20 protein-coding genes are annotated in these 20921 nt (G+C 73.1%); 9 read left to right on the top strand and 11 right to left on the bottom strand.

All coding sequences use genetic code 11. From position 1 onward, the window contains the following. Nucleotides 1–185 precede the first annotated feature (185 nt). Entirely contained in the window at nt 186–1442 is a 1257-nt protein-coding gene (gene serB / locus WA762_RS14560; RefSeq protein ID WP_335936058.1) for a phosphoserine phosphatase SerB, read from the top strand. A 167-nt stretch (nt 1443–1609) separates the two neighbouring features. Here serB and WA762_RS14555 read toward each other — a convergent pair whose 3' ends face one another. The 4 genes from WA762_RS14555 to WA762_RS14540 all read right to left on the bottom strand — a co-directional run bounded on the left by WA762_RS14555 (nt 1610) and on the right by WA762_RS14540 (nt 4105). Beyond that, nucleotides 1610–2128, bottom strand: coding sequence for a SixA phosphatase family protein (locus tag WA762_RS14555; protein ID WP_335936057.1), 519 nt, complete (start codon nt 2126–2128; stop codon nt 1610–1612). 130 nt (nt 2129–2258) lie between these two features. Beyond that, nucleotides 2259–2465: a hypothetical protein gene (locus WA762_RS14550; RefSeq protein ID WP_335936056.1), complete on the bottom strand. Its 207-nt coding sequence runs from the start codon at nt 2463–2465 to the stop codon at nt 2259–2261. 168 nt (nt 2466–2633) lie between these two features. After that, nucleotides 2634–2744: an SGM_5486 family transporter-associated protein gene (locus WA762_RS14545; protein ID WP_335936087.1), complete on the bottom strand. Its 111-nt coding sequence runs from the start codon at nt 2742–2744 to the stop codon at nt 2634–2636. Nucleotides 2745–2773: 29 nt separating this feature from the next. Beyond that, the gene (locus WA762_RS14540) at nt 2774–4105 is read right to left on the bottom strand and encodes a CynX/NimT family MFS transporter (RefSeq protein WP_335936055.1); all 1332 of its coding nucleotides are present in this window, start codon (nt 4103–4105) and stop codon (nt 2774–2776) included. 257 nt (nt 4106–4362) lie between these two features. On the opposite strand from WA762_RS14540, the gene WA762_RS14535 reads away from it, so the two are divergent. Next, the gene (locus tag WA762_RS14535) at nt 4363–5037 is read left to right on the top strand and encodes a FadR/GntR family transcriptional regulator (protein WP_335936054.1); all 675 of its coding nucleotides are present in this window, start codon (nt 4363–4365) and stop codon (nt 5035–5037) included. 343 nt (nt 5038–5380) lie between these two features. Here the strand turns inward: WA762_RS14535 and fabI are convergent, their stop codons facing one another. Then, the gene (fabI, locus tag WA762_RS14530) at nt 5381–6148 is read right to left on the bottom strand and encodes an enoyl-ACP reductase FabI (RefSeq protein ID WP_335936053.1); all 768 of its coding nucleotides are present in this window, start codon (nt 6146–6148) and stop codon (nt 5381–5383) included. Nucleotides 6149–6153: 5 nt separating this feature from the next. Next, nucleotides 6154–6873, bottom strand: a complete 720-nt coding sequence (gene fabG / locus WA762_RS14525) for a 3-oxoacyl-[acyl-carrier-protein] reductase (RefSeq protein WP_335936052.1) — start codon at nt 6871–6873, stop codon at nt 6154–6156. A 294-nt stretch (nt 6874–7167) separates the two neighbouring features. Here fabG and WA762_RS14520 point away from each other — a divergent pair, with 294 nt between their 5' ends. After that, nucleotides 7168–8694 (top strand): TldD/PmbA family protein, encoded by a 1527-nt coding sequence (locus WA762_RS14520; RefSeq protein WP_335936050.1) that lies wholly within the window; start codon nt 7168–7170, stop codon nt 8692–8694. A gap of 28 nt (nt 8695–8722) precedes the next feature. Here the strand turns inward: WA762_RS14520 and WA762_RS14515 are convergent, their stop codons facing one another. Next, a complete protein-coding gene (locus WA762_RS14515) occupies nt 8723–9154 on the bottom strand; it encodes a hypothetical protein (protein WP_335936049.1) in 432 nt (143 codons plus the stop codon). A gap of 479 nt (nt 9155–9633) precedes the next feature. Here WA762_RS14515 and WA762_RS14505 point away from each other — a divergent pair, with 479 nt between their 5' ends. Both WA762_RS14505 and tyrS read left to right on the top strand, forming a co-directional pair. Beyond that, nucleotides 9634–11028, top strand: coding sequence for a metallopeptidase TldD-related protein (locus WA762_RS14505; protein ID WP_335936048.1), 1395 nt, complete (start codon nt 9634–9636; stop codon nt 11026–11028). A 229-nt stretch (nt 11029–11257) separates the two neighbouring features. Further along, nucleotides 11258–12523: a tyrosine--tRNA ligase gene (tyrS, locus tag WA762_RS14500; RefSeq protein WP_335936047.1), complete on the top strand. Its 1266-nt coding sequence runs from the start codon at nt 11258–11260 to the stop codon at nt 12521–12523. 75 nt (nt 12524–12598) lie between these two features. On the opposite strand, the gene WA762_RS14495 is transcribed toward tyrS, so the two are convergent. Then, nucleotides 12599–12910 (bottom strand): GlsB/YeaQ/YmgE family stress response membrane protein, encoded by a 312-nt coding sequence (locus WA762_RS14495; RefSeq protein WP_335936046.1) that lies wholly within the window; start codon nt 12908–12910, stop codon nt 12599–12601. A 268-nt stretch (nt 12911–13178) separates the two neighbouring features. Here WA762_RS14495 and WA762_RS14490 point away from each other — a divergent pair, with 268 nt between their 5' ends. Further along, nucleotides 13179–13541 (top strand): DUF3099 domain-containing protein, encoded by a 363-nt coding sequence (locus WA762_RS14490; RefSeq protein WP_443080587.1) that lies wholly within the window; start codon nt 13179–13181, stop codon nt 13539–13541. A 317-nt stretch (nt 13542–13858) separates the two neighbouring features. Beyond that, complete coding sequence (locus WA762_RS14485; protein ID WP_335936044.1) at nt 13859–14107, top strand: hypothetical protein; 249 nt, start codon at nt 13859–13861, stop codon at nt 14105–14107. An 18-nt stretch (nt 14108–14125) separates the two neighbouring features. On the opposite strand, the gene moaA is transcribed toward WA762_RS14485, so the two are convergent. The 3 genes from moaA to WA762_RS14470 form a co-directional block, all read right to left on the bottom strand. After that, the gene (gene moaA / locus WA762_RS14480) at nt 14126–15115 is read right to left on the bottom strand and encodes a GTP 3',8-cyclase MoaA (RefSeq protein WP_335936043.1); all 990 of its coding nucleotides are present in this window, start codon (nt 15113–15115) and stop codon (nt 14126–14128) included. A gap of 336 nt (nt 15116–15451) precedes the next feature. Beyond that, nucleotides 15452–17092: a solute symporter family protein gene (locus WA762_RS14475; protein WP_335936042.1), complete on the bottom strand. Its 1641-nt coding sequence runs from the start codon at nt 17090–17092 to the stop codon at nt 15452–15454. After that, nucleotides 17089–17454 carry a DUF485 domain-containing protein gene (locus WA762_RS14470; protein WP_335936041.1) on the bottom strand — a complete coding sequence of 122 codons (366 nt, stop codon included), beginning with the start codon at nt 17452–17454 and terminating at the stop codon, nt 17089–17091. The genes WA762_RS14475 and WA762_RS14470 overlap by 4 nt, the downstream gene beginning before the upstream one ends. Before the next feature lie 311 nt (nt 17455–17765). On the opposite strand from WA762_RS14470, the gene WA762_RS14465 reads away from it, so the two are divergent. Together WA762_RS14465 and WA762_RS14460 are read left to right on the top strand one after the other, a co-directional pair. Further along, complete coding sequence (locus WA762_RS14465; RefSeq protein ID WP_335936040.1) at nt 17766–19301, top strand: S8 family peptidase; 1536 nt, start codon at nt 17766–17768, stop codon at nt 19299–19301. A 91-nt stretch (nt 19302–19392) separates the two neighbouring features. Further along, entirely contained in the window at nt 19393–20856 is a 1464-nt protein-coding gene (locus tag WA762_RS14460) for a CoA transferase (protein WP_335936039.1), read from the top strand. The last annotated feature ends 65 nt before the right edge of the window (nt 20857–20921 follow it).

Here is a 20921-nt window from a genome sequence, read left to right as displayed (position 1 = left end):
TCTGAAGGGCCCCGGGCGGGGTCGTAGCAGGGGTCGCTGGCCCCGGCCCGGCGGGCTGGTCCCCCGCCGTACGCGGGCGGGCGCGCACGCTCCGCCGTCGCCCCGTACGGGACGCGTCGACGCGCTGTCCGGTCCTCGGGACGGGCCGCCGGGGCGGAGAGGCGGCCCGATACGGTGGAAGCACCATGAGCGCATCGCAGCCACCTCAGTCCTCCCCCTCCTCCGAGCCCCATGGCCCCCGTCAGGGCTCCGACACCCCCACCCTTCTCGTGAAGATCTTCGGGAAGGACCGTCCCGGGATCACCGCCGGGCTCTTCGACACCCTCGCCGCCTACTCGGTCGACGTCGTCGACATCGAGCAGGTCGTCACCCGTGGGCGCATCGTCCTGTGCGCGCTGATCACCCCCCCGGCCACGGACGGCGCCACCGAGGGCGATCTGCGGGCGACCGTGCACAGCTGGGCGGAGTCGCTGAAGCTGCAGGCCGAGATCATCTCCGGCACGGGCGACAACCGCCCGCGCGGCTTCGGCCGCTCCCATGTCACGGTGCTCGGGCACCCGCTGACCGCACGGTCGACCGCCGCCATAGCGGCCAGGATCACCTCGACCGGCGGCAACATCGACCGCATCTTCCGGCTCGCGAAGTACCCGGTGACGGCCGTCGAGTTCGCGGTCTCCGGTACGGCCACCGAGGAGCTGCGCACGGCGCTGGCGACGGAGTCCGCCGGGATCGGCGTCGACGTCGCGGTGGTGTCGGCGGGGCTGAGCCGCCGGGCCCAGCGGCTGGTCGTCATGGACGTCGACTCCACCCTCATCCAGGACGAGGTCATCGAGCTGTTCGCCGCTCACGCGGGCTGCGAGGACAAGGTCGCCGAGGTGACCGGGCGGGCGATGCGCGGCGAGCTCGACTTCGAGCAGTCGCTGCACGCGCGGGTGGCCCTGCTGGCGGGGCTCGACGCGTCGGTGGTGGACAAGGTGCGGGCCGAGGTGCGGCTGACGCCCGGCGCCCGGACCCTGATCCGTACGCTCAAGCGGCTCGGCTACCAGGTGGGCGTCGTGTCGGGCGGGTTCACCCAGGTCACCGACGATCTGAAGGAGCGGCTCGGGCTCGACTTCGCCTCCGCCAACACACTGGAGGTGGTCGACGGCAAGCTGACCGGGCGGGTCGTCGGCGACATCGTCGACCGGGCCGGCAAGGCCCGCCTGCTGCGCAGCTTCGCCGCGCAGGCCGGGGTGCCGCTGGCGCAGACCGTCGCCATCGGTGACGGCGCCAACGACCTCGACATGCTGAACACGGCCGGTCTCGGGGTGGCCTTCAACGCCAAGCCGGTGGTCCGCGAGGCCGCGCACACCGCGGTGAACGTGCCGTTCCTCGACACCGTGCTGTATCTGCTCGGCATCACCCGCGAGGAGGTCGAGGCCGCCGACGGCCTGGTGGACTGACACGCCCGCCGCGTCAGACGTACGGACTCGACACATCGGGCGGACGGACCAGCCGCCTCGGGCGGACCGACCGGCCGCCTCGGGCATACGGACCGGCGAGGGCCCCGGTGCGGAAGCTCACCGCTTCCGCGCCGGGGCCCTCGGCCGCGCTCCCCCGCGAGCGGGGGTCAGTCGTTGGGGGTCCAGTACTCGACCAGCCTGCCCACTCCGTGCTCCACGCTCTTCCAGGAGCCGGAGAACTCGACGACGGCGAAGGCGGCGGTCGGGAAGCCGCCGCGGTGCATCCTGGCCAGGGCGTCTCCGTCGGCCGTCCCGGAAAGGGCGTCCGCGACCGCGTGCATGCCGGGGTTGTGGCCGATGAGCAGAAGATCGCGCACATCGTCGGGCGTCTCGTTGATCAGGGCGATGAGCTCTCCGGGAGACGCCTCGTAGAGCCGCTCCTCATACACGGTCCGCGGGCGGCGCGGCATCTCGTGCACCGCGAGCTTCCAGGTCTCGCGGGTCCGGACGGCGGTGGAGCACAGGGCGAGGTCGAGGACGATCCCGGAGTCGGCGAGTCTGCGGCCCGCGACGGGCGCGTCCCGGCGGCCGCGTTCCGCGAGCGGCCGCTCATGATCGGAGTCCTGCGACCATTCCGCCTTTGCGTGCCTGAGAAGGACGATCCTGCGAGGTGTATCGACGCTCATACACCTCAGCTTCGCACGAAACGCGCCGCCCGGCGCAGGGGTTGGCGGGCTCCCGCACCGGACGCGGGAGGCGTCGCCGGACCGCGGCCGCACCGCCGGCCGACGGGTCGCCGGAGCGCCGCGGCGCCGCTCAGGGGATCAGGAGCGCGAGGACGCGTTCGAGCAGCCGGCCCAGCGTGGGGTCGGCCGTCGCCGCGTGCGCCTCACCGGATCCCACGATCATCAGCAGCAGCACGGCGAACGCGACCGAGGGCAGCGCGATGGCCCACCACGGCAGCCGCGCGTCGGCTCCGCCCGCGGACGGAGGCGTGAGCCGGGTGTGTGCAGGGGCCGACATGTCCGCCTCCGTGGATCGTGGGTTCCGACACCTGTGAACCTACGGAAGCCGGGGCGCCGGTCCCATCCGGTGATCCACCCACTTCACCCTGACCCCAGCCCCCTAGGGGATGGTGGGGCGAGCCCCCCTGTCCCCCGGGAAGCGGGAGGGAGCGGAGCGGGCCGCCGCTCAGGGTGCGGCGATCGAGGCGATCACTCCGACGATCACGGTGACGAGGAGCATCGCCCCGAGCACGAGGAGGAACTTCTTCTGACCGTTCTGCGGATTCGGGTCGAGCACAGGAGAAGACATGGGGTCAGTCTCGCATCTCAGCACTCGTCCTCTATCGTCCGGTCCCGCCCCGCCAGGAATCCGGCGACCATCTGCGGCACCATGAGGCCCGCCATGAGCGCGAGCGGCAGGCCCCAGCCGCCGCCGTGCTGGTAGAGGACGCCGATGAGCAGCGGGCCGGGGATCGAGATGAGGTAGCCGACGGACTGCGCGAACGCGGAGAGGCGGACCACTCCGGCCCCGCTGCGCGACCGCATCCCGATCATGGTCAGGGCGAGCGGGAAGGCGCAGTTCGAGATGCCGAGGAGCAGCGCCCAGGCCCAGGCCCCGCCGGCCGGCGCGAGGTAGAGGCCCGCGTATCCGGCGAGGCCGCAGCCGCCGAGGACGAGGACGATCGGGCCCTGGTTCCTCATCCGGGAGGCGACCCCGGGTATGACGAAGGCGAGCGGCACGCCCAGCGCCATGGTGACGGCGAGCAGCACGCCGGCGGTGCCGGCCGAGACGCCCGCGTCGCGGAAGATCTGCGGCATCCATCCCATGGTGATGTAGGCGGCGGTGGCCTGGAGGCCGAAGAAGCAGGCGAGGGACCAGGCGGTACGGCTGCGGGTGATCCTCGGCGCCGGGGTGTCATGAGGCCGGGCCGCGGGCTGTCCGGCGGCGCCGCGCCGGTCGCGCACCAGCGGGATCCAGGGCAGGATCGCGACGGCGGCCAGCGCGGCCCAGACGCCGAGGCCCAGACGCCAGCTGCCGCCCAGCGCGTCGGTCATGGGCACGGTCACGGCGGCGGCCAGCGAGGTACCGAGGGCCAGCGCCATGGAGTAGAGGCCGGTCATGGAGCCGACGCGGTCCGGGAACCAGCGCTTGACGATCACCGGCATCAGGACGTTGCTGACGGCGATGCCCATGAGGGCGAGGGCGCTCGCGGCGAGGAAGCCGGCCGTGCCGCCGGCCAGCGGGCGGATCACCAGGCCCGCCGTGATGGCGATCATGCCGACGCAGACGACGGCGGCCGGGCCGAAGCGGCGGGCGAGGCGGGGCGCCATGACGCCGAAGACCGCGAAGCAGAGCGGCGGCACGGAGGTGAGGACGCCGGCGACGCTGCCGCTCATGTGCAGCCCGTCCCGCACCTCTTCGAGGAGGGCGCCGAGGCTGGTGATGGCGGGGCGCAGGTTGAGTGCGGTGAGGACGAGCCCGATGGCGACCAGCCGGAGCAGCCAGGGGGAGCCCGCGACGCCCGGCGTCGTCGCGGTCCGCGGATGTGCGGCCTCGGCCCGGTGGGCTTCGCGGTTCGCCGGGGCGCCGGTCGGTTCGGCGGGGCTCAGGGTCCGGGTCGGGGTCCGGTTCTGGGGCTGGGTCTCGTCGTCTGGCATGGGGCCATCATAGAATCATGGGATGATTGATTGTCCAATCGTCTGAGAACATCCGGGGACGGTCGGGGAACGCGCGCGCCGCCGCGGGTTCACCGCACCTCCGGTGGGCGCGGAGCGGCTCCCGTTCCGCCCCTCGCGCCGATGTCACGGGCGGTCCGGGCGTCGCCGTACCCGGGCGACCCGGAACGCCCCGTGGACCCGGCGGCCCGGAAGGACCCGTGGCCTCGGCGATCCGCAGCAACCGAGCAAGGAGCACCATGACGCTGACCTCCCCCCGGCGTTCGGCACTCGCCGATCAGGTGATTGCCCAGCTGAGGAATCAGATCACCTCGGGCGAGTGGCCCGTGGGCTCGCGCATTCCCACCGAACCCGAGCTGGTGGAGCAGCTGGGGGTGGCGCGCAACACGGTCCGGGAGGCCGTGCGCGCGCTGGCGCACAACGGTCTGCTCGACATCCGGCAGGGTTCGGGCACCTATGTGATCGCCACCAGCGAGCTGGCCGGGGTGATGCACCGCCGTTTCGCCACCGCCGATCCCCGGCACATCGCCGAGCTGCGCTCCACCCTGGAGTCGTCGGCGGCCCGGCTGGCCGCCGCCCGGCGCACCGAACGGGACCTGAAGCAGTTGGACGCGCTCATGACGCGGCGCGAGGAGACCTGGGCTGCGGGGGACGCCGAGGCGTTCGTGGCGGCGGACGCGACGCTGCATCTGGCCGTGGTCGCGGCCTCGCACAACGACGTGCTGACCGGCCTCTACGCCGACCTGGGCGACCTGCTGCGGGACTACCTCAGAGGCGATGTCGGCCAGGAGCTGCGGCCGGAGAACCACATGGACCACGGGCGGCTGGTCGAGGCCATCCGGGCCGGGGACGCGGAGGCGGCGGCGGCCGAGGCCGCGAGCCACGCCCTCAGCTGCCTGGTGGACCGGGTGTGACGGCGGGCTCCCGGACCACCGGGAGCGGCGCGGCGGCGCGGCGGCCTGGGAGCACGGCGGCGCGGTCGGAGGGGAGGCACGCGCGGCCTCCCTCGCGGCCCTGCCCGGGGAGCGCCTCCCTCGCGGCCCCTCCCCGGGAGCGCGGAAGCACGACGGCCGCGTGCCGCCTCCGACGGAGGAGCGGCACGCGGCCGTGTCGCAGCCGGGCGTACGTCGTACGGGCCCGGCCGGACCGCAGGACGTACGGGTGGCGGTCGGCCGTGCGGCCCGGGGGCCTCGCGGGCGGGACGCCGCCCGCCGTACGGGTACCGGCCCGGGGCCGCCCGCGCGGGGTGTCGCCGGGTCAGGCGCCCATCATGTGCACGCCGCCGTCGACGTGGATGATCTCGCCCGTGGTCTTCGGGAAGAAGTCCGAGAGCAGGGCGACGATGCCGCGGCCGGCCGGCTCCGGGTCCGCCATGTCCCAGGTCAGCGGGGAGCGGGTGTCCCACACCTTCGCCAGGTCGGAGAAGCCCGGGATGGACTTCGCGGCCATGGAGCCGAGCGGTCCGGCCGAGACCAGGTTGCAGCGGATGTCGTCCTTGCCCAGGTCGCGGGCGAGGTAGCGGGAGGTGGCCTCCAGCGCGGCCTTGGCCGGGCCCATCCAGTCGTACTGCGGCCAGGCGAACTGCGCGTCGAAGGTGAGGCCGACGATCGAGCCGCCCTCGTTCATCAGCGGCTTGCAGGCCATGGCGAGCGACTTCAGCGAGAACGCCGAGACGTGCATCGCGGTGGCGACGGACTCGAACGGGGTGTTCAGGAAGTTGCCGCCCAGCGCGTCCTGCGGCGCGAAGCCGATGGAGTGGACGACGCCGTCGAGCGAGCCGAGCTCCTCGCGGACCAGGCCCGCGAGCCGGTCCAGGTGCTCGGTGTTGGTCACGTCCAGCTCGATGACCTTGGCCGGCTTCGGCAGCTTCTTGGCGATGCGCTCGGTCAGGGTGGGCCGGGGGAAGGCGGTCAGGATGACTTCGGCGCCCTGCTCCTGGGCCACCTTGGCGGCGTGGAAGGCGATGGACGACTCCATCAGCACACCGGTGACGAGGATCCGCTTGCCGTCGAGAATTCCGCTCATGGTGATCAGTGACCCATGCCCAATCCGCCGTCAACGGGGATGACGGCTCCAGTGATGTACGAGGCGTCGTCGGAGGCGAGGAAGCGCACCGTCGCGGCGATCTCCTCGGGCTGCGCGTAGCGGCCGAGCGGCACCTGGGACACGATGCCCTTGCGCTGCTCCTCGGTGAGCACCTGGGTCATGTCGGTGTCGACGAAACCGGGTGCGACGACGTTGAAGGTGATGTTGCGCGAGCCGAGTTCACGGGCCAGCGACCGGGCGAAGCCGACCAGTCCCGCCTTGGACGCGGCGTAGTTCGCCTGCCCCGCCGAGCCGAGCAGCCCGACGACGGAGGAGATGAGGACGACGCGTCCCTTCTTGGCTCGCAGCATGCCGCGGTTGGCACGCTTGACCACCCGGAAGGTGCCGGTGAGGTTGGTGTCGAGCACGGACGTGAAGTCGTCCTCGGACATCCGCATCAGCAACTGGTCCTTGGTGATACCGGCGTTGGCGACCAGTACCTCGACGGGGCCGTGCTTGTCCTCGATCTCCTTGTAGGCCTGCTCCACCTGTTCGGCGTCCGTGATGTCGCAGCGGACGGCGTGGCAGCCCGCCTCGGCGAGTTCCTGCGGGGGCTCGCCGGAGCGGTAGGTGATCGCGACCTTGTCGCCGTTGGCGGCGAAAGCGCGGGCGATGGCGAGGCCGATGCCCCGGTTTCCTCCGGTGACGAGAACCGAGCGGCTCAACGGATCACCCTTTCGATAGCGGTCTGGTACCTCGGAAACCTATCGGTACCGTCCGCCGCGCGAGGAATCGGCCCCTGACAGCGCCTTCCCCCGGGCACTGTGGGGTTCCTACAGTGCCGGACCCGGGCGCGGGCGTGCCGCGCCGCTCCGGTCGTGCTTCACTTCCTCCTGCGTGATCCGAGGAAAGCCCTGATCCGGGACAGGCCCGGATCCGGGGCAAGCGAAGCAAGCGAAGCGACTGACCGGACTCCCCGCGTGTGGTCCGGGGCGTGTGACGACAGAAGGAGCCCACGCGTGGCCCATGACATCGACCCATCCTTTCTCGCCCTGCCCCTGCGCTCCCTGGCCGACGCGGCGCTCGCGCGGGCCCGGGCGCTCGGGGCGACGCACGCGGACTTCCGCTTCGAGCGGGTGCGCAGCGCGTCCTGGCGGCTGCGGGACGCCCGCCCGGCCGGGAGCTCGGACACCACGGATCTCGGGTACGCGGTGCGGGTGGTGCACGGCGGGGCGTGGGGGTTCGCGTCGGGCGTGGATCTGACGATGGACGCCGCGGCGAAGGTGGCCTCGCAGGCCGTCGCCCTGGCGAAGCTGTCGGCGAAGGTCATCGCGACGGCCGGGTCGGACGAGCGGGTGGAGCTGGCCGACGAGCCGTCGCACGGGGAGCGGACCTGGGTCTCCTCGTACGGGACCGACCCGTTCTCCGTGCCGGACGAGGAGCGGGCCGGGCTGCTCGCCGAGTGGAGCGGGCGGCTGCTGGGCGCGGCGGGGGTCGCGCACGTGGACGCCTCGCTGACCGCCGTTCACGAGAACAAGTTCTACGCGGACACGGCGGGCACCGTCACCACGCAGCAACGGGTGCGGCTGCACCCGGAGTTCACCGCGGTCGCCGTGGACGGGACCACCGGCGAGTTCGACTCGATGCGGACCCTCGCCCCGCCGGTGGGCCGCGGCTGGGAGTACCTGACCGGGACCGGCTGGGACTGGGACCGGGAGCTGGAGGAGATCCCCGGCCTGCTGACGGAGAAGATGCGGGCACCGGGTGTCGAGCCGGGGACGTACGACCTGGTCGTCGACCCGTCGAACCTGTGGCTGACCATCCACGAGTCGATCGGCCACGCCACCGAGCTGGACCGGGCGCTGGGGTACGAGGCGGCGTACGCGGGGACCTCGTTCGCCACCTTCGACCGGCTGGGGAAGCTGGCGTACGGCTCGCCCGTGATGAACGTGACCGGTGACCGGACGGCCGAGCACGGGCTCGCGACCGTCGGGTACGACGACGAGGGCGTCGAGGCGCAGTCCTGGGACCTGATCAAGAACGGGACGCTGGTCGGGTACCAGCTGGACCGGCGGATGGCGAGGCTGACGGGGCTGGGCCGCTCCAACGGCTGCGCGTACGCGGACTCGCCCGCCCATGTGCCCGTGCAGCGGATGGCGAACGTGTCGCTGCTGCCCGATCCGGGCGGGCCGTCCACCCAGGAGCTGATCGGCGGGGTCGAGCGCGGGATCTACGTGGTCGGCGACCGGTCGTGGTCGATCGACATGCAGCGCTACAACTTCCAGTTCACGGGTCAGCGGGCGTACATGATCCGGAACGGCCGTCTCCAGGAGCAGCTCCGGGATTTCGCGTACCAGGGGGTCACGCCGGAGTTCTGGGGATCGATGGAGGCGGTCGGCGGGCCGTCCACCTATGTGCTGGGAGGGGCCTTCAACTGCGGAAAGGCCCAGCCGGGGCAGGTGGCCGCCGTCTCCCACGGATGCCCGTCCGCGCTGTTCCGCGGGGTGAACATCCTGAACACGGCGAACGAGTCCGGGCGCGCCTGACGACGCGGCGCCGGCGCGGAGGGGCGGGTCAGCAGAGGTCGCCGGCGACCGGGGGCGTGCCGTCGAGATACCAGCGCGCGTCCTTCTCGGTCACCGCCCAGGGGGTGCACACCGCGGCTCCCCCTCGGTCGCTCCCCTTCACCACCAGGTGGTTCGTCTCTCCGCGCTTCTCAAGGACGACCTCGGCGTCCGAAGTCCCGGTGTCCCGGAGGCGTTCGAGGAAGGAGCTCGCGTAGCCGTCGGCCACGCCGTCCTCGTCGAACAGCTCCTGAAGGCGGTCGGCGTTCCCCTGGGTCACGGCGGTTCGGACGTCGTCGCGCAGTTCCGTCAGCGAGGCCGCCCCTTTGGGGGGCTGCGTCGCGATGGCGAAGCACATCCACAGGATCCAGCCGAGGAAGACGGCCAGGCCGGCTCCCTGCATCGAACGCTTCTTCCACTTCTGCATCCTGCGGACAGGCACGGCTTCCCTCCCCGGAAGAAGCGTCGGTCACGGCCCCGGCCCGGCCGTTCGCTCACGGGCTCCCACTCTAAGGGCTGCCCCGTCGTCCCCGGCGGGTGCGGTGGCTCCCGGCGGACCCAGGCGTTCCGGGCGGGCGGCGCCCGGCCCGCCGCCGCGCGCCGCCCGCCGCGATGTCCGCGTCCGCGCTCCGGGCGGCCGGTGGGTAGTCTCTGGTCCGAGGCGACGACGGGCCCGCGGGGCTCGGTGGAGGAGGCCGGCGGCCCGCGGACGTACGTCCCGGGCGGCGCGTTCCGCCGCGGCGGGGTCCGGCCGGGTTCCGGCCGTCTCGTACGGCCGCCTCTCCGCCCTCTTCCGGGGCGTGGGCATCCTCAACACGACGCAGGAGGCGGGACGCTGAACGGTCACCAGGGAACCGGCCGGGGGTCCGGGGGTCGCACCCCGGGCCGGCACAGTCTCGACACGACGCGGGAGGCCGGGCGATGAGCCGCGTGAGCAAGCCGCACGAGATCGTCGAGCGGGCGCTCGACCTGTCCACCGCCGACGGCTGTGTGGTCATCGCGGACGAGGAGTCGTCCGCGAATCTGCGCTGGGCGGGCAACGCGCTCACCACGAACGGGGTGACGCGCGGGCGGACCCTGACCGTCATCGCGACCGTCGACGGCGCGCGGGGCACCGCGTCCGGGGTGGTGTCGCGGTCCGCGGTCACCGCCGACGAGCTGGAGCCGCTGGTCCGGGCCGCCGAGGCCGCCGCGCGCGGGGCGGAGCCGGCGGAGGACGCGCAGCCGCTGGTCGAGGGGGTGCCGGTGTCCCCCGGGTTCACGGACGCGCCGGCCGAGACGGGGTCGGACGTCTTCGCGGAGTTCGCCCCGGCGCTGGGCGAGGCGTTCGCCCGCGCCCGGTCGGGCGGCCGGGAGCTGTACGGCTTCGCCCACCACCGGATGACGTCGACGTATCTGGGCGCCTCGACGGGGCTGCGGCTGCGCCACGACCAGCCGGACGGCACGCTGGAGCTCAACGCCAAGTCACCCGACCGGACCCGGTCGACCTGGGCGGGCCGCTCCACCCGCGACTTCGGGGACGTCGACCCGATCGGGCTGGACACGGAGCTGGCGGGGCGGCTGCGCTGGGCCGAGCGCCGCGTCGACCTGCCGGCCGGACGGTACGAGACGCTGCTGCCGCCGTCCGCCGTGGCCGATCTGCTGGTCTACCAGCTGTGGTCGTCGACGGCCCGGGACGCCGCGGAGGGTCGCACGGTCTTCTCCCGGCCGGGCGGCGGCACGCGGCTCGGCGAGACCCTGAGCGGGCTGCCGCTGACGCTGCGCAGCGACCCGCACGCGCCGGGGATCGAGGCTGCGCCGTTCGTGATCGCCCACGCGTCCGGGGACAGCGCGTCCGTCTTCGACAACGGTCTGCCGCTGACGCCGACCGACTGGATCCGGGACGGCCGGCTGGAGCGCCTGACGACCACCCGGCACACGGCGGGTCTGACCGGGCTGCCGGTCGCGCCGGCGATCGACAACCTGCTGCTCGACGGCGGCGGGGAGCGGTCCCTGGAGGAGATGGTGGCCGCGACGACCGGCCGGGCCCTGCTGCTGACCTGCCTCTGGTACATCCGGGAGGTCGATCCGGCGACGCTGCTGCTGACCGGGCTGACCCGCGACGGGGTGTATCTCGTCGAGAACGGCGAGGTCGTCGGCGAGGTGAACAACTTCCGGTTCAACGAGTCTCCGGTGGACCTGCTGGCGCGGGCCGCCGAGGCGGGCCGTACCGAGCGGACGCTGCCGCGCGAGTGGAGCGACTGGTTCACCCGGGCCGCCATGCCCGCGCTGCGGATCCCGGACTTCAACATGAGTTCCGTGAGCCCGGGCGTGTGAGCCGCGCGGGGCCGCGCCGTCGACCGCCCCGCCGCCGCCCGGCCGCACGGCGGGGCGGTCCGCACGGTCCGCGGCGCGTGCGGGCGTTCCGGCGGCGCGGCGGGCAGCCACGGCCGTCGTCGCGCGCCCGCCGCCGCTCACGGCACGGCCCGTAGACTGGCTGGTGCCGTCCGGCGCGCGCGACGCGTCCGGGCGCACATCCGATGCACACGCGAGGAGAGAAAGTACCGTGACGGACATCGTCGACGAGCTGAAGTGGCGTGGGCTGTTCGCCCAGTCCACCGATGAGGACGCACTGCGCAAGGCTCTCGCGGACGGCCCCGTCACGTTCTATTGCGGCTACGACCCCACCGCGGCGAGTCTCCACGTCGGCCACCTGGTGCAGGTGCTCACCATGCGCCGGCTCCAGCAGGCGGGGCTGCGGCCGCTCGCCCTGGTGGGCGGGGCCACCGGTCAGATCGGTGACCCGCGGCCGACCGCCGAGCGCACGCTGAACGACCCGGAGACGGTCGCCGAGTGGGTGTCGCGGCTGCGGAGGCAGATCGAGCCGTTCCTGTCGTTCGAGGGTGAGAACGCGGCGGTCATGGTGAACAACCTGGACTGGACCGCGGGCCTGTCCGCGATCGAGTTCCTCCGCGACATCGGCAAGCACTTCCGCGTCAACAAGATGCTGACCAAGGACGCCATCGCGCGGCGGCTGGAGTCCGACGAGGGCATCAGCTACACCGAGTTCAGCTACCAGCTGCTCCAGAGCATGGACTTCCTGGAGCTGTACCGGCGCTACGGCTGCACCCTCCAGCAGGGCGGCAGCGACCAGTGGGGCAACCTCACCGCGGGGCTCGACCTGATCCACCGGCTGGAGCCGGGCGCCGAGGTGCACGCGCTGGCGACGCCGCTGATGACGAAGGCGGACGGGACCAAGTTCGGCAAGACCGAGGGCGGGGCCGTCTGGCTCGACCCGACGCTGACCACGCCGTACGCCTTCTACCAGTTCTGGCTGAACGTGGACGACCGGGACGTCTCCCGGTACATGCGCGTGCTCAGCTTCCGCACCCCGGCGGAGCTGGAGGAGCTGGAGAAGGTCACCGAGGAGCGTCCGCAGGCCCGTACGGCGCAGCGCGCGCTGGCCGAGGAGCTCACGACGCTGGTGCACGGCGCCGAGCAGTGCGCCGCGGTGATCGCCGCGTCGAAGGCCCTCTTCGGCCAGGGCGAGCTGGGCGAGCTGGACGAGGCGACGCTGGGCGCGGCGCTGTCCGAGGTCCCGCACGCCCGGGTCGCCGAGCTGGGCCCGCTGGTGGACCTGCTGGTGGAGGTCGGCCTGGCGCCGAGCAAGTCGGGCGCCCGCCGCACGGTGAAGGAGGGCGGCGCGTACGTGAACAACGTGAAGGTCGTGGACGGCGAGAGCGCCCCGGGCCGCGACCAGCTGCTGCACGGCCGGTGGCTGGTGCTGCGCCGTGGCAAGAAGAACCTCGCCGCCGTCGAGGTCACCGGCTGACCCGCTCGGACGCCGGCTCGCGGCCGGGTACGCGCGAAGGCGTGTGCCCGGCCGCGGTGCGTGGTGCGGCCGGTCTCAGACTCCGGGGCCGCGACGGCTTCCGCTCTCCGCCTCCGCTCTGTGTCCGGAACCCCGGATCGAGGACCAGAGCATGCTGCCGAGGCCGACGACGACCACGGCCCCGATCAGCTGGAGCAGGTGCCGGATCCAGTCGATGCCCTTGGTGTCGTGTACGCCGATCCCGCTGGCGACGGCGTTGCCCAGGAGACCGCCGATCAGGCCCAGGAGCACCGTCAGCCAGAGGGGGATGTTCTGTTTGCCGGGCAGGATCGCCCTCGCGATCACGCCGAGCACCAGTCCCACGATGATTGCCCACAACCAGCCCATGTCGCCTCCTCGTGCGACGTGATGTCGCGTGTGCGGCCAGTCTCCGCGCGGCGGAAGGCCCGGCGCACGGGGGGCTCACCCGTCCGAGCGAACGCGTGCGCGAATCGGCGGGCGTTTCCGCGGACGCGACGCGCGCCCCGGTCTCGAAGCCGCCGGACGCCGGGCGTACCGTGGATCCCGTCCGGTCCGGGACATGTCGGGCGCGGGAATGCGGGAATGAGGTCTCTCCCGGGCCGCCGGGCGCTGGGGGAAGGGTGGTGGAGTCGTGATGCGGAACCGGAACGGTGCCGAGGTCTTCCGGATCACCGGAGCCAGGCAGGGGCTCGCGGACGATGTGCGCGGCAGGCAGCGGCGTTATGTGATCTCGATGTCCGTGCGGACGGCCTCGGTGATCCTGGCCGCGGCGCTGTGGAACGTCGAGCGGTATGTCGCGATCGTGGCGCTGGTCCTCGGAGCTCTGCTCCCGTATGTGGCGGTGGTCATCGCCAACGCGGGCCGGGAATCCACCCCGGGCCTCCCCTCGACGTTCGTCCCCTCGCCGGTGCGGCCGGCACTGGACGCCTCCCACATGTCCGCTACGCCGGATTCCGGACCCGTCGCCGAGGGGAAACGCGGCGACGAAGCCGGGTGAGACTGTCGAAGGGCGCGTCGAACGGGCGGCGTCGACGCCGTTTCCGTCGACGGCGCGCCCGGTCCGGGATTCATGAAAACGTCAGATCAATCCCAAAGTTCCGGTGCACCGCACCCCGGTCCGCGTGACATACTTCGTACGCGCTCCGCATCCCCCGTCGGAGCGACGGACCGACGCCGGGCAGCTCCCCCCGTGGCTGCTCGGCGTCGTTTTCTCATGTCCGGGCGTGCGGCCCCGGCCCTCCGGCCACGGCGAGGCGCCGCAGGCGTCGTCGGGCGCCCGCCGGGGACGTCGGGGCAGCCCGTAGGGTTGAGCCCGTGAACTCCCCTGATCCCGCGCCCGAGAACGCCGCCGCCGCTCCCGTCTGCTCCGCCAAGGGCTGCCGGGCCGACGCCGTATGGGTGCTGGCCTGGAACAATCCGAAGCTGCACACCCCCGAGCGCCGCAAGACGTGGCTGGCCTGCGAGGAGCACCGCGAACACCTCTCCTCGTTCCTGGGCGTCCGGGGCTTCCTCAAGGAGGTCGTGACGCTGGCGGACTGGGAGTCCGACGCCGGGGACCGCTGAGTCCGGCCGGGCCGGGCCTCAGCCGCCGATGGCCGACATCGGGCGGTCCGGTTGCAGGAAGGCCGGGTCGTCCAGACCGGAACCGGCCTTCTTGCCCCACATCGCCAGCGCCCAGATCCGGGCGATCTCCTCGTCCGGCGCGCCCGCCCGCAGGGCGCCGCGCAGATCGGTCTCCTCGCGGGCGAAGAGGCAGGTGCGCACCTGTCCGTCGGCGGTGAGCCTGGTCCGGTCGCAGGCCCGGCAGAAGGGGCGGGTGACGGAGGCGATGACTCCCACCCGATGGGGGCCGCCGTCGACGAGCCAGCGCTCGGCGGGCGCCGAACCGCGCTCGGTCCCGCCCTCCTCGGTGAGGGTGAAGCGGGTGCGCAGCGACCGGAGGACGTCGTCCGCGGTGATCATGTCGTCGCGCTTCCAGCCGTGCTGGGCGTCGAGCGGCATCTGCTCGATGAAGCGGAGCTCGTATCCGTGCCCGACGGCCCAGGCGAGCAGGTCGGGGGCCTCGTCGTCGTTGAGTCCCGGCATCAGGACGGTGTTGACCTTGACCGGGGCGAGGCCGGCGGCGCGGGCGGCCGCCAGCCCGGCGAGCACGTCGTGGTGGCGGTCGCGGCGGGTGAGCGTCCGGAAGACGTCAGGGCGCAAAGTGTCGAGCGAGACGTTGACCCGGTCCAGGCCGGCCGCCCGGAGCGCGGGCGCGGTGCGCTCCAGCCCGATGCCGTTGGTGGTGAGCGAGAGCCTGGGGCGCGGGTCGAGGGCCGCGCAGCGTTCGACGACGGCGACGAGCCCGGGGCGCAGCAGCGGTTCGCCGCCGGTGAAGCGGACCTCGGTGACGCCGAGGCGGGTGACGGCGATGCGGACGAGCCGGACGATCTCGTCGTCGTCGAGCAGGTCGGGTCTGGCCAGCCACCGCAGGCCCTCTTCCGGCATGCAGTAGGTGCACCGCAGATTGCACCGGTCGGTGAGCGAGACGCGCAGGTCGGTGGCGACCCGGCCGTGGGTGTCGATGAGCATGTGGGCCCCCTCCCCGGTCGTTCTCCCGGTCTCCGGCTTCCTCGTCCGGGCCGCGCCGGCCGTGGTCGCGGCCGGGTGCCGGGCGAGGCCCGTGGCGGGACGTCCGGCGCGGTTCTTCCGGCCGGTCCTTCCGAGCCTACGCGAGACCCGTGGCATCGGAGGGGCGCACGGGCGACGGCGGGGCGGCGGGAGGCGGCGGAGGGGCGACGGGAGGCGGCCGCGGGGCGACGGGCGGGGCGCCGCGTGTGCGGCTGCCGGGCCGCCCGTCCCCGTGCCGTGCGGTCCCGGACAGCTTCCGTACGGCCGCCCGGCCCCGCCGCCTCGGGGCCGCCCCGCTCAGTGGGCGCCGACGCCGGTGAGGGACTTGACCTCCAGTTCGGCGTACTTGCCCTGGTCGGGCTCCTCCTTCGAGAGCAGGGAGCCGGCCCAGCCGAGCAGGAAGCCCAGGGGGATGGAGATCAGCCCCGGGTTCTCCAGCGGGAACCAGGCGAAGTCGACGCCCTTGAACATGGACGTCTTCTCGTTGCCGGAGACGACCGGGGAGAACAGCACCAGGATCACCGAGGAGGCAAGCCCGCCGTAGATCGACCAGAGCGCGCCCCGGGTGGTGAACCGCTTCCAGAAGAGGCTGTAGAGGATGGTCGGCAGGTTGGCGGAGGCGGCCACCGCGAAGGCGAGCGCGACCAGTCCGGCGACGTTCATGTCGCGGGCGAAGACGCCCAGCCCGATCGCGACCGCGCCGATGAGGACGGTGGCCCAGCGGGCGGCCCGCATCTCCTCCTTCTCGGTGGCCTTCCCCTTGCGGATGACGTTGGCGTAGATGTCGTGCGCGAAGGAGGACGAGGAGGCGAGGGTGAGGCCCGCGACGACGGCGAGGATGGTGGCGAAGGCGACGGCCGAGATCACCGCCAGCAGCACGGCGCCGCCGGTGGAGCCCACCCCTCCCAGGTACTCGGCGAGCTGCGGGGCGGCCGCGTTGCCCGCCGGGTTCTTCGCCTTGATCTCGTCCGGGCCGATCAGCGCCGCGGCGCCGAAGCCGAGCGCGATGGTCATCAGGTAGAAGGCGCCGATGATGCCGATGGCCCAGTTGACCGACTTACGGGCGGCCTTGGCGGTCGGCACCGTGTAGAAGCGGATCAGGATGTGCGGCAGCCCGGCGGTGCCGAGGACCAGGGCGATGCCGAGGGAGAGGAAGTCCAGCTTCGAGGTGCCGGTGGCGCCGTACTTGAGCCCGGGCTCCAGGAACGCCGCTCCGTGGCCGCTCTTCGCCGCGGCCGTGCCCAGCAGGTCGGAGACGTTGAAGTCGAACTTCAGCAGCACCAGGAAGGTCATCAGGAGCGCGCCCGCGATGAGCAGCACCGCCTTGACCATCTGGACCCAGGTGGTGCCCTTCATCCCGCCGATGGTGACGTAGACGATCATCAGCACGCCGACCAGCGCGACGATCAGGATCTTGCCGGCGTCGCTGGTGATGCCGAGCAGCAGGGCGACCAGGACGCCCGCGCCCGCCATCTGCGCCAGCAGGTAGAAGATCGAGACGACGATGGTGGAGACGCCGGCCGCGGTGCGGACCGGGCGCTGCCGCATCCGGTAGGCGAGGACGTCGCCCATGGTGTAGCGGCCGGAGTTGCGCAGCGGTTCGGCGACCAGCAGCAGGGCCACCAGCCAGGCGACGAGGAAGCCGATGGAGTAGAGGAAGCCGTCGTAGCCGAACAGGGCGATGGCCCCGGCGATCCCGAGGAACGAGGCCGCCGACATGTAGTCGCCGGAGACGGCGAGCCCGTTCTGGAAGGCGGTGAACTGCCTGCCGCCCGCGTAGAAGTCGGAGGCGTTCCTGGTCTGGCGTCCGGCCCAGACGGTGATGCCGAGGGTCGCCGCGACGAACACGGCGAACAGCGTGATGATCAGCGGCCGGTGCTCGGTGGTCGAGGCGGCGGCCAGCTGGAGGACGGAGTGCGAGGGGTGAGCGGCGCTCATGCGTCGGCCTCCAGACGGGACTTGATGGCCTCGGCCTTCGGGTCGAGCTTCGCGGCCGCGTGACGTGAGTAGAACCAGGCGATGAGGAAGGTGCTGACGAACTGGGCGAGGCCGAACACGAAGGCCACGTTGAGCGTGCCGTACACCTTGGCGCCCATGAAGCCGCCCGCGTAGTTGGACAGCAGCACGTAGAGCAGGTACCAGAGGACGAACGCGACGGTCAGCGGGAAGGCGAACGAGCGGTGCGCGCGGCGCAGCTCGCCGAACTCCGCGCTCCGCTGCGTCGCGACGAACGTCTCGGTCCCGGGTTCGGCGGGACGGGTGTCCGCAACGCTCTCGGGCGGTGGTGCATCGGTAGTCACGGAAGTCTCCTCGCGACGCGGGGGCGGTGGTGGGGATGCCGGGATCCGGCCGGGGAAGCCGGCCGGGAGGGAACGCGCGGGGCGCTCCCGGGGCCTGACGGGGTGTTCCCCTGCCTACGACACGGACGGCGTGTGACGGTGGTTCACCGCCGGTTCGCACTCCTCGAACGCGTCCGTGCGCGGACGTCCGCCCGAATCGGTCGGTCGCACTCATTGATGAACAGGGATGATCAGCGGTAACTTCGCTGGTCATGTACGCGACCGGGTACGACCGGTGTCCGGTCGCCCGGCACGGATGATGTGGAGACCCCATGGCTCAGCTGGGTTCCAGACGGACGCGCACCCTGACGACGACCGTCGGACTGGCACTCACGGCATCGCTCGGCTTCCTGCCGGCGGGCGCCGCCTCCGCCGCACCGGCGGGCGCGCAGCCCGCGGCGAAGGTGTCGACGGACGGACCGAAGCTCTCGTACGTCGTCAACACGCGGGCCAACCACGGCACCGTCAAGCAGGTGACGAAGGCGATAACCGCGGCCGGTGGCACGGTGGTCGCCGCCTACGAGCAGATCGGCGTGATCGTCGTCCACTCGCAGAACCCGGACTTCGCCAAGTCGGTCCGCCGCGTCAAGGCGGTCGACTCGGTGGGGGCGACCCGCACCAACCCCATCGTTCCGCAGGCCGTCACGGAGACCGGCGCCGAGCAGCCGCTGACCGCCGCCCAGGCCGAGGCCGCGGCGGCAGAGGCGACCGCGGGGCAGGACCCGATGGAGCCGCTGCAGTGGGATCTGCCGGCCATCAAGGCGGACCAGGCGCACAAGATCTCGCTGGGCAGCAGCCGGGTCACGGTCGCGGTCATCGACACGGGCGTCGACGACACCCACCCCGACCTGGCGCCGAACTTCAACCGCGGCGCGTCGGTGAGCTGCGCGACCGGTGCTCCGGACACGACGGACGGCGCCTGGCGCCCGAAGGCCGGTGAGAGCGACCACGGCACGCACGTGGCGGGAACCATCGCCGCCGCGAAGAACGGCATCGGGGTCACGGGCGTCGCCCCGGGCGTGAAGGTCGCCGGGATCAAGGTGGCGAACCCGGACGGCATGTTCTACACCGAGTCGGTCGTCTGCGGCTTCGTCTGGGCCGCCGAGCACGGGGTCGACGTCACCAACAACAGCTATTACACCGACCCGTGGATGTTCAACTGCAAGGACGACGCCGACCAGGGCGCTCTGGTCGAGGCCGTGGCCCGCGCCTCCCGTTACGCGGAGCGCAAGGGTGCGGTCAACGTCGCCTCGGCGGGGAACAGCGCCTTCGACCTGGCCGCCCGTTCGATCGAGGACACGACCAGCCCGAACGACACCACGGCGGTCCGCCGGACGATCGACCCGCGCCAGTGCCTCGACATCCCGGCGATGCTGCCCGGTGTCGTGACCGTCTCGGCGACCGGCGCCAAGGGCCTCAAGTCCTCGTACTCGAACTACGGCAAGGGCGTGATCGACGTCGCCGCCCCGGGCGGTGACTCGACGGTCTACCAGAGGCCCGAGGCGCCCGCCACGAGCGGTCTGATCCTGTCCACGCTGCCGGGCGGCAAGTACGGCTACAAGGCCGGCACGTCGATGGCGTCCCCGCACGTCGCGGGCGTCGCGGCCCTGATCAAGTCGAAGCACCCGTACGCCTCGGCGGCCGCGGTGAAGGCGCTGCTGACGGCGGAGGCCGACGCGACCGCGTGCGGGGCGCCGTACGACATCGACGGCGACGGCGAGATCGACGCCGTCTGCGAGGGCGGCAAGAACGACAACGGCTTCTACGGAGCCGGTGTGGTGAACGCGCTGAACGCGGTCCGCTGGTAGCGGACCCGGCATGACACGCGGGGCGGCGGCCGGTGACGGCCGCCGCCCCGCCCGCTTCCCGGCCGGTGACACCGGGTGCCATAGTGCGGGAATGAGTCGCACACATCCGTCGGGCACACGTCCGTCGGGCACGGAGCAGGCGTGGGCGGCGCTGGGCGGGGATCCGGCGCTTCTCCCGCGCGTCGAGACGGTCGGCCGCGGCGCGCCGGGCGGCCCCGGGGGGCCGCTGCCCGCCCGGCTGCCCGTCATGGAGCTGGCCCGTTCCACGGTCGCCGCCTGTTCGCTGGCCGCCGCCGAACTGGCCGCCCGCCGCACCGCGCGCCCGACGCCCCGGGTCCGGGTCGACGACGGCGCGGTGGCCACGGCGTTCACCAGCGAGCGTCATCTGCGGATCGACGGGCGCGCGCCGACCGCCTTCGCCCCGTTGTCCCGGTTCTGGCGGACGGCCGACGGGTGGGTCCGCACCCACGCCAACTACCCGCACCACCGGGCCCGGCTGCTCGGCACGCTGGGGCTGCCGGCGGACGCCCCGGACGCCGCCGCCCTGGACGCGGTCGCCGCCTCGTTCGCCGGGCGCCGGGGCGGCGAGATCGAGGAGACCGTGTACGCGGCGGGCGGGCTGGCCGTCGCCGCCCGTACGCCCGAGAAGTGGGCGGCCGGCCCGCAGGGCGTCGCCGTCCGGGACACGCCCCTGGTGGGCCGGGAGCGTCTGGACGACGCGCCGGCGCGCGGATCGGCGCCCCTCACCGGTGAACCGCTGCTGCCGCTGGCCGGGGTGCGGGTGCTGGATCTGACCCGGGTCATCGCGGGCCCGGTCGCCACCCGCACGCTGGCGCTGCTGGGCGCGGACGTGCTGCGGATCGACGCCCCGGGCCTCCCGGAGAGCGCGGACGCGCACAGCGACACCGGGTTCGGGAAGCGGTCGGTGGACCTGGACCTCGGCGGCCGTGGCGGCGCGGCCGTCTTCGACGAGCTGCTGGGTGGCGCGGACGTGGTCGTGACCGGCTACCGGCCGGGCGCGCTCGAACGGTTCGGTCTGACGCCGGAGTCGCTGGCCGCGCGCCGCCCGGGGCTGGTGATCGGGCGGCTCTCGGCGTGGGGGCGCGGTCCGTGGCAGGAGCGGCGCGGCTTCGACAGCCTGGTGCAGGTGGCGACCGGCATCGCCGCGGCGGAGGCCCCGGACGGGCCGGAGGACCCGCCGGGCGCGCTGCCCGCCCAGGCACTCGACCACGGCACCGGCTATCTGCTGGCCGCCGGGGTGCTGCGCGCGCTGACCGAGCAGCACGAGGAGGGCGGTTCCCGGCTGCTCACGCTCTCGCTCGCCCGCACCGCCGCGTGGCTGCTCGACGAACTGCCCTCCGGCCCCCGGCCCGGGGACCGTTCCGGTGCGCCGGAGCCGTACGAGCCGGAGAAGTGGCTGACGGAGACGGACGGTCCGCTCGGCCGTCTGCGCCATGCCCTGCCGCCGGTCGGCTTCGACGGTTCGCCCGCCGACTGGTCGCGGCCGCCCGGTCCGCTGGGCTCGGACGAGCCGGTCTGGCTCGGCGCGGGCTGAGCGGGCGGTCCGGCGGGCGGCCGGCCCGTTCACGGGTGGGCCGCCCGGCCGGTCCGGCGCCGGGG

The organism is Streptomyces tyrfis (genome assembly GCF_037034285.1).
GTDB lineage: Bacteria > Actinomycetota > Actinomycetes > Streptomycetales > Streptomycetaceae > Streptomyces.
This window is presented reverse-complemented; position numbering and strand designations above follow the sequence as displayed.

Bases quoted from the DNA above. Each gene is read 5' to 3' on its own strand.
- serB (WP_335936058.1), top strand. From the start codon at position 186: ATGAGCGCATCGCAGCCACCTCAGTCCTCCCCCTCCTCCGAGCCCCAT.
- WA762_RS14555 (WP_335936057.1), bottom strand. From the start codon at position 2,128: ATGAGCGTCGATACACCTCGCAGGATCGTCCTTCTCAGGCACGCAAAG.
- WA762_RS14550 (WP_335936056.1), bottom strand. From the start codon at position 2,465: ATGTCGGCCCCTGCACACACCCGGCTCACGCCTCCGTCCGCGGGCGGA.
- WA762_RS14540 (WP_335936055.1), bottom strand. From the start codon at position 4,105: ATGCCAGACGACGAGACCCAGCCCCAGAACCGGACCCCGACCCGGACC.
- WA762_RS14535 (WP_335936054.1), top strand. From the start codon at position 4,363: ATGACGCTGACCTCCCCCCGGCGTTCGGCACTCGCCGATCAGGTGATT.
- fabI (WP_335936053.1), bottom strand. From the start codon at position 6,148: ATGAGCGGAATTCTCGACGGCAAGCGGATCCTCGTCACCGGTGTGCTG.
- WA762_RS14505 (WP_335936048.1), top strand. From the start codon at position 9,634: ATGAGCCGCGTGAGCAAGCCGCACGAGATCGTCGAGCGGGCGCTCGAC.
- WA762_RS14495 (WP_335936046.1), bottom strand. From the start codon at position 12,910: ATGGGCTGGTTGTGGGCAATCATCGTGGGACTGGTGCTCGGCGTGATC.
- WA762_RS14490 (WP_443080587.1), top strand. From the start codon at position 13,179: ATGCGGAACCGGAACGGTGCCGAGGTCTTCCGGATCACCGGAGCCAGG.
- moaA (WP_335936043.1), bottom strand. From the start codon at position 15,115: ATGCTCATCGACACCCACGGCCGGGTCGCCACCGACCTGCGCGTCTCG.
- WA762_RS14475 (WP_335936042.1), bottom strand. From the start codon at position 17,092: ATGAGCGCCGCTCACCCCTCGCACTCCGTCCTCCAGCTGGCCGCCGCC.
- WA762_RS14465 (WP_335936040.1), top strand. From the start codon at position 17,766: ATGGCTCAGCTGGGTTCCAGACGGACGCGCACCCTGACGACGACCGTC.
- WA762_RS14460 (WP_335936039.1), top strand. From the start codon at position 19,393: ATGAGTCGCACACATCCGTCGGGCACACGTCCGTCGGGCACGGAGCAG.